The organism is Shewanella sp. 125m-1, from assembly GCF_052977065.1.
Genome location: NZ_JBRILT010000080.1, coordinates 1 through 7,967, shown reverse-complemented (window position 1 = coordinate 7,967; position 7,967 = coordinate 1). Strand labels below are relative to the sequence as shown.

The following is a 7,967-nucleotide window of genomic DNA, read 5'->3' as shown; positions in this document are numbered from 1 at the left end:
GTCACTGTAACCGATAGTAACGGTGCCTTTGATACTGAAACCGTGACCATCACCATTAACGGTAGTAACGACGGCCCAATCGCCAATGCCGATACCCATGTGGTCGATGAAGCGGTGAATAATGCCGCCACGACCTTGATCAGCGGTGAAGTGATTGCAGGTATGGATCACGGCAGCGGCTTTGCCGATGTCGCCGATAGCGATCCTGAAAACCAAACACTTAATGTGGTGAAAGTTGAGAATTATAACAACGTCACCATAGGTGATGGCGATACTGCAATCGGTAACAACATCGTGCTTGTCGGTGAGTTTGGAACCTTGACCATCTCTTCCGATGGTAGCTACAGCTATCTGCTTGATGACAGCAATGCCACCATCAATGGCCTCGATGCCGGTGAGATGGAAACCGATACTTTCACTTACTGGATTGAGGATGCTGATAACCAGCAGGCGATGGCAACCCTCACCATTACCATCAACGGTAGTAACGACGCGCCAATCGCCAATGCCGATACCCATGTGGTCGATGAAGCGGTGAATAATGCCGCCACGACCTTGATCAGCGGTGAAGTGATTGCAGGTATGGATCACGGCAGCGGCTTTGCCGATGTCGCCGATAGCGATCCTGAAAACCAAACCCTTAATGTGGTGAAAGTAGAAAATTACAACAACGTCACCATAGGTGATGGCGATACCGCGATTGGTAACAACATCGTGTTAGTCGGTGAGTTTGGAACCTTGACCATCTCTTCCGATGGTAGCTACAGCTATCTGCTTGATGACAGCAATACCACCATCAATGGCCTCGATGTCGGTGAGATGGAAACCGATACTTTCACCTACTGGATTGAGGATGCCGACAACCAGCAGGCGATGGCAACCCTCACTATTACCATCAACGGTAGTAACGACGCGCCAATCGCCAATGCCGATACCCATGTGGTCGATGAAGCGGTGAATAATGCCGCCACGACCTTGATCAGCGGTGAAGTGATTGCAGGTATGGATCACGGCAGCGGCTTTGCCGATGTCGCCGATAGCGATCCTGAAAACCAAACCCTTAATGTGGTGAAAGTAGAAAATTACAACAACGTCACCATAGGTGATGGCGATACCGCGATTGGTAACAACATCGTGTTAGTCGGTGAGTTTGGAACCTTGACCATCTCTTCCGATGGTAGCTACAGCTATCTGCTTGATGACAGCAATACCACCATCAACGGCCTCGATGCTGGCGACATAGAAACCGATACTTTCAGCTACTGGATTGAAGACGCCGATAACCAGCAAGCCATGGCCACACTGACGATCACCATCAATGGTAGCAACGACGGCCCAACGGCTAATGCCGATACCCATGTGGTGGATGAAGCGGTCAATGATGCCGCCACCGTCGCCATTACCGGTGAAGTGATTGCGGGTATGGATCATGGCGGTAGTTTTGCCGATGTGGCCGACAGCGATCCTGAAAACCAGCCCCTTAATGTGGTGAAAGTGGAGAACTTCGATGGCGAGGTGATTGGTGATGGCGACACACCCATTGGCGATGACATCGTGCTAATCGGCGAGTTTGGTACCTTAACCATCTCCTCCGATGGTAGCTACAGTTACCTACTTGATGATAGCAATGCCACCATCAACGGCCTCGATGCCGGTGACATAGAAACCGATACTTTCAGCTACTGGATTGAAGATGCTGATAACCAGCAAGCCATGGCAACCCTAACGATTACCATTAATGGTAGCAACGACGGCCCAACGGCTAATACCGATACCCATGTGGTCAATGAAGCTATTAATGATGGAATAACAGCGGCTATTGCAGGTGAAGTAATTGCTGGTATGGACCACGGCGGCGGCTTTGCCGATGTAGCCGACAGCGATCCCGAGAACCAAGTGCTTAATGTGGTAAAAGTCGAGAACTTCGACGGTGATGTTATCGGTAACGGCGATACCGCTATCGGTAACAATATCGTTCTGGTCGGGGAGTTTGGTACCCTGACTATTTCCTCCGATGGTAGCTATAGCTATCAGCTCGATGACAGTAATCCTGTGATTAATGAATTAGATGACGGTGAAACAGAAACTGACAGCTTTAGCTACTGGATTGAGGACGCCGATAACCAGCAAGCCATGGCGATCCTCACTATTACCATTAATGGTGCAAAAACTCCTGATGCCCCTATAGTCACAATCGTCGATGATAATAATCCCGACGAAGGTATATTATCATTACAAGAGATTGGAAATGATGATGTACAGCTTTCAACAAGCATCGATCATGATGAGCTCATCGATGGAGGTTTTGTCACATTAACCATCACCAACGATGGTGTTGAGTCAACCCTAACACTGACCTGGAACAGTAACACTGACTCTCTTGATATATCTGGAACACAAAACACCCAATCAGGTTTTGCTTACGATGCTAATACCGGAGTAGTCACTTGGACTGAAAGTACACCAGACTCCACTGGCGATAGCATTACTGTAACTGCAACCCAAACTGATTTTGCAGGGAATGAATCAGCAGAAAGTACAGATACCGCTTTAATTGATCTCAGAGATTATGAATTTATAGTAGGCGGCCCAGGTGATGATGCTATTGATGGCGATAACCAACACCAAATTGTCATTAGTGATACAACCGCTGTGCAACCAGGTGAGAACTATAACCTTGCTTTTATTATCGATACTTCAGGAAGTATGGGAGAACCAGCAGTAAGTACAGCCGCCGACCAGCTTGAAATTGTTTTTAATCTACTATTGGATAGCCTCAATGATCCAGACAACACAGATCCTGGTACTGTAAATGTATTACTCATTGAGTTTGATACAGGTTTACAGCAGAGCATCTCAGTTAATCTTGCAGATCCAGGAGCCATTGATACTCTTCAAGATGCACTTGATGCTTTAAGCAATGGCGGTTGGACAAACTATCAATCGGCATTCAACGCTACTAGTGATTGGTTCGAGAGCGCTCCGGTTGTTGCCAACGCAGGTTCAAATATTACCTACTTCATTACCGATGGTCGACCAACAAGACCGGGTAACGAAGCTAACGCTTATAGCGTGGCTGTGACAGCCTTCAACGAGTTAAACGGATTATCTTTTGTTCAAGCGATTGGCTTAGGTGCAAATATTGACACCGACATTCTTGATGACTTTGATAGCTTAGGAGCGCCACTCAATAACGTGGATGTTGATGATTTAGCAGACGCAATTTTATCAACGGATCTATTACCAGGCAGTGATACTGTTAATGGTAGCGGAGGCAATGACATATTATTCGGCGACCTAGTTGAATTTGACTCATTACCAGGTTTACAAGCCGCCGATGCAATCACTCAGTATGTTGCAGATCAAACGGGTGAATTATTAGCCGACGTATCAGTTAACGACGCACATATTTATATCAGGGAAAATTATGACGAATTTGATGTCTCAAGAGCTGATGATCTGGGAGACATTCTAAACGGTCAGGGTGGTGATGATATTATTTTTGGACAGGGTGGCACTGATACCCTTCGCGGAGGGGCTGGGAATGACATACTTCTTGGCGGTAATGGCGATGACACCTTAGTTGGTGGAACTGGACGAGACTTGCTTTCTGGTGGCGAGGGTAGCGATGATCTTTACGGTGGTTCTATGGCAACGCCTGATGATGGCGAGAGTGACTACTTTGTATGGAATGCAGATTCTGCCGATGCAAATAACACCATTGATAATGTGTATGGCTTCAACACACAATTTGACGTATTAGTTCTATCAGACATACTCATCGGTGAGAATTACGGTAATTTAGAAGACTATTTGTCTTTTGATTTTACAGGACCAAACACTACAATCATCGTCGATGCCAATGGTTCTGCACCTGGTAGTGACGGGGTCAGCATTATTTTAAACGGAGTAGAATTAGAAGCTATTTATGGCAGTAATAGCGATACGGATGTAATTGCAGGCTTACTCAACGATAGTGCTTTATTAATCGATCCTAATACGACACCATTTATTCCACCTTATGATCAAGTCGATGACGGATTAAATCTGCCGTAATTATCAGTCAAAAGTAGCAATCCATCGATTCGATTACCGATGAATGAAAAAAGGCCACTATATCTAGTCAATGCCGATCGTTTAAGCGTAAAATGAGAAATTAGCTAATATTCTAAAACGTTTAAAAGCAAAGAACCCAGTGAAAGCTGGGTTCTTTCATTGTAAGCCTTTAATCGAATCGCGGGATATAGGCTTATCCGAATAGCATTAACTATATCTAGTGGCCTTTTTAATATTTAGTTCTAATTCCATTTTTGCAGTCCAACATTCCCTCCAAAAACAACAACCATAAAGCGCCAAGAAATTGACCTTAAGCAATCATTTATATAACATCACACGATTAGAGGTTACTTTTAAGTACTCAGTTACAACAAACTTGTTTTTGCAGGGAGCAGGGCAATGAAATCGATAATCACAACACAAGCTGGACACATCCAAAACATCAATGGCATTGTTACCGCTACTATTAATGGTAGTGTTCAGCAACTTAGTGAAGGTGAATTAGTTCCTGCTGGAACTAATATATCGATTGCTGAAGATGGTTTTGTCGACATACTATTAGATGATGGCAGCTCACTTTCATCCTCATCAGAAGAAAATAGCGAATTACTAAACACTCCTTCAACGCCTTCGAATAGTTCCCCCTCAGCTGAAGACGAAGCCCTAAGTGAAATCGAAGCAATCCAAGCGCTTATCGCTTCAGGAGAAGATCCTACAGACGGCCCAGACACTGCCGCAGGTAACCAAGCTGGTAACGAGGGTGGCTCTAGTCATGTATCTATTGCTCGCGGCGGATCAGAAACGATTGCGAATGCAGGCCATGATACAGCAGGACAACAAGACTTCCCTCTTGTTGCAAGCCTATCTTTAAATAATACCAATGATGATGCTAACGCCGACTCTGGAATAGATAACACAATTCAAATTGCCCAATTCACTGATAACTTTGTCAATGGCGTAGCCTATACGACATCATCGGGTCTTAGCGGTTTTACTGGTGATGCAGGTTCTGATGGCTCATTTACTTATCGTGAAGGCGATACCATTACTTTCACCATAGGTAATGTCACCATCGCAGCTTTTGGCGCTGATGCGATTCAAGGCACAATCTTATTCCTGCAAGATATCGCAGGCACTTCACTTGCTGATAGTAATCTCAACTATGTAGAAAATATGGCTATTTTTCTACAAGCTTTGGATAACGATCTTAGTGATGGAACTGATGACGGCATCCTACAAACGAATAGCTTACTCAACCTAGATGCTAGCTATGATTCAAATATCAATATCTCGACTGCAATACACGAACTATTAAGCAGTTATATTGATCCGACAACTGGCGAACCATTAAATATTGCCACAGCAGGTAAAGAGATGCTGTCGCAAGTCCTTGCACTGCTTGGGATTGAGTTTACTCGCGATTCAGAACGCTCTCCTGACGAGCAAAACGTTTTCGAAAGCTTAGCCATGGGTCACGTTGCCGACACCATTGAAGACTTAGCAGGGGACCGAGCCCCGGATGCTGCAGATGAAAGAACCGTTGACGTACTTGAAGTGCCTGGCGGTCTAGTTACATATAACTATAACGAGCTAGATGGACAAATTACATTTTCGGCAGAAGATTTACTTAAAGGCGCCACAGCACATCAAGTTATTAGCGATAACCTAGTCGTTAAAAATGTGCGCTTAAGTGCTGACTTTGAAGATATTGGTACCCTGGTTGATTTAGGTGATGGGAACTACGCCATCATCCTAAACGAAGGCGTAGATCAATATGATCTGGAAGGGTTAACACTCGACTATCGTGTTGAGGATTGGACAGCCTTTAGAGAAGTCACCTCTTCAACTCAAGATCAATTCAAGTCACACTTATCGGCTGACATTCCAGATGTTTCTGAAGGTGACGGATACAATGAGTTTACACTCAACAGTGAGCTCGTATTTGAAGAGGACTCCCTCTTAGAAATCACCTTTACCAGTGAACTTCTTAGCGAGCAATTAGGTATTCCAATTGCCGAGTATGCCGATGATTATACGGTTCCGATCGAATACTCAAATGATGGCGGATTGACTTGGCAGACGATGATGGTCACCTCTATCGATTATAGTGGCAGTATCCCCCGCCCTATTTTTGGTTTTGAGTTATCTGCAGGCAATAGCAGCGTAATGATCCGTGTACCAATTTTCGATGACGCTAAAATTGAACCTACCGAGTACTTCAGAGCGACTGTCACAGGTGAAAATGTTTATGACGAGCTATTAGACTTCGCGATTTTTGATAATGATGCAGCAGGCAGCGACCTACCACTAATTAACATAGACTATGCTATCGCAGTTGAAGGCATGGAAAATGCGGTATTTACGCTAACCTTAAGTGAGCCAAGCGACGAAATAATTACCGTCAACTATTCTAGTGAAGAGCTATCGGCACTCTTTGGTGAAGACTTTATTGCAGTCTCAGGCACTGTTACCTTCCTACCTGGACAAACAACGGCATTTATTACTGTGCCAATTGTCGATGATCTCATTGTAGAAAATCCAAACCCTGAGTTTGCGCTTATCAATTTGTTCGATCCTACCAATGCTCAACTGGCCGACTCACAAGGTACATTACGTATTTTCGATAACGATAGCCCGATAAATGCGGATGTCAGTATCGACCTAGACCCAATCACTGGCGATAACCTAATAACCAGTGATGAAGGGCAACAAAGCATTACCATTACAGGTACCGTCAACGCAGATGCCGCAATCACCATAGGCATCATCGTCATCACGATAAATGGTACCAATTACCAAACCTTGATGAACGAAGATGGTAGCTTCTCTATCACTGTAGAAGGCTCAGAACTGTTACTAGATGCAGACACAGTAGTTGATGCTGTTGTGCATGGTTTTGGCCATAATGGCGAACGTGGTCAAGCATCGACGACTGAAGATTACGATTTAATGAGTATCGTCCAAGATGATGTTCAAGTTATTGATGAAGACAGTGTAGCTACGGGTAACGTACTCGATAACGACTCAGACCTAGATGATGACCTAACAGTCGCCTCTTTTGAGGTCGAAGATCAAGAATACACAGCAGGAAGCAAGGCTGAAGTTGAAGGTGGCGAACTCGTCATCAATGAAGATGGCTCTTACACCTTCACGCCTAATGACAACTGGAACGGCAGCGTACCAGTCATCACCTACACAACAAATACGGGTGAGAGCGCAATACTGACACTTGAAGTGACGCCAGTCATTGATGGAGCACCGCAAGTAACCATAGCTACAGATGCAAATAATGATGCATTTATCAACTTTGATGAACTTGCTGAAGCATCAACTATAGATATCACTATCGACTTAACCAGCACGGGTGCGATTGCCGGAGACACACTCACTGTTAATGATGTCGATATCATTCTTACTCAAGCTCAAATTGATGAAAATTCGGTAGACCTGACTTTACCTTCCCCTGGGGAAGGTAATGAAATAATCGTTACAGCGACAGTTACAGATCAAGCTGGTAATACCTCTGCACCAGGTTCCGATTCAGCAGTTATTGACACTCTTGCAGAAACGAGCATAGACCTTAACCAGATAGTGATAGGCACAGATAACGTCATAAATGGTGATGAAGCCATTGGTACAGTTACCCTCAGCGGAACTGTAGGTGGTATTGCACAAGTTGGTGATACTATTACCCTCACCTTAGATGGCAATACTATCATTACCACGACTGTCATTGAGTTAAATGATAGTGTTCTTGGATTTAGCACCACTGTCGATGCAGGCATTCTAGTAGATGGTGAAACAACAACTGTTACTGCCAGCGTCACCAGCACCGACTTAGCAGGCAACAGCGCCACCGCGACCGATACCGAAGATTATGACGTCGATACGACTGCGCCGGTCAACTTGGC

The 7,967-nt window shown here is 44.8% G+C and carries 2 protein-coding genes; both read left to right on the top strand.

Translation table 11 applies throughout. The features are described from left to right. Window positions 1–4,056: beta strand repeat-containing protein (locus tag ACVBIK_RS20430; protein WP_447170400.1), on the top strand; the 4,056-nt coding region annotated here is incomplete at its 5' end. 399 nt (window positions 4,057–4,455) lie between these two features. Then, the coding region (locus ACVBIK_RS20425; protein ID WP_447170399.1) for a retention module-containing protein at window positions 4,456–7,967 on the top strand (3,512 nt) is incomplete at its 3' end.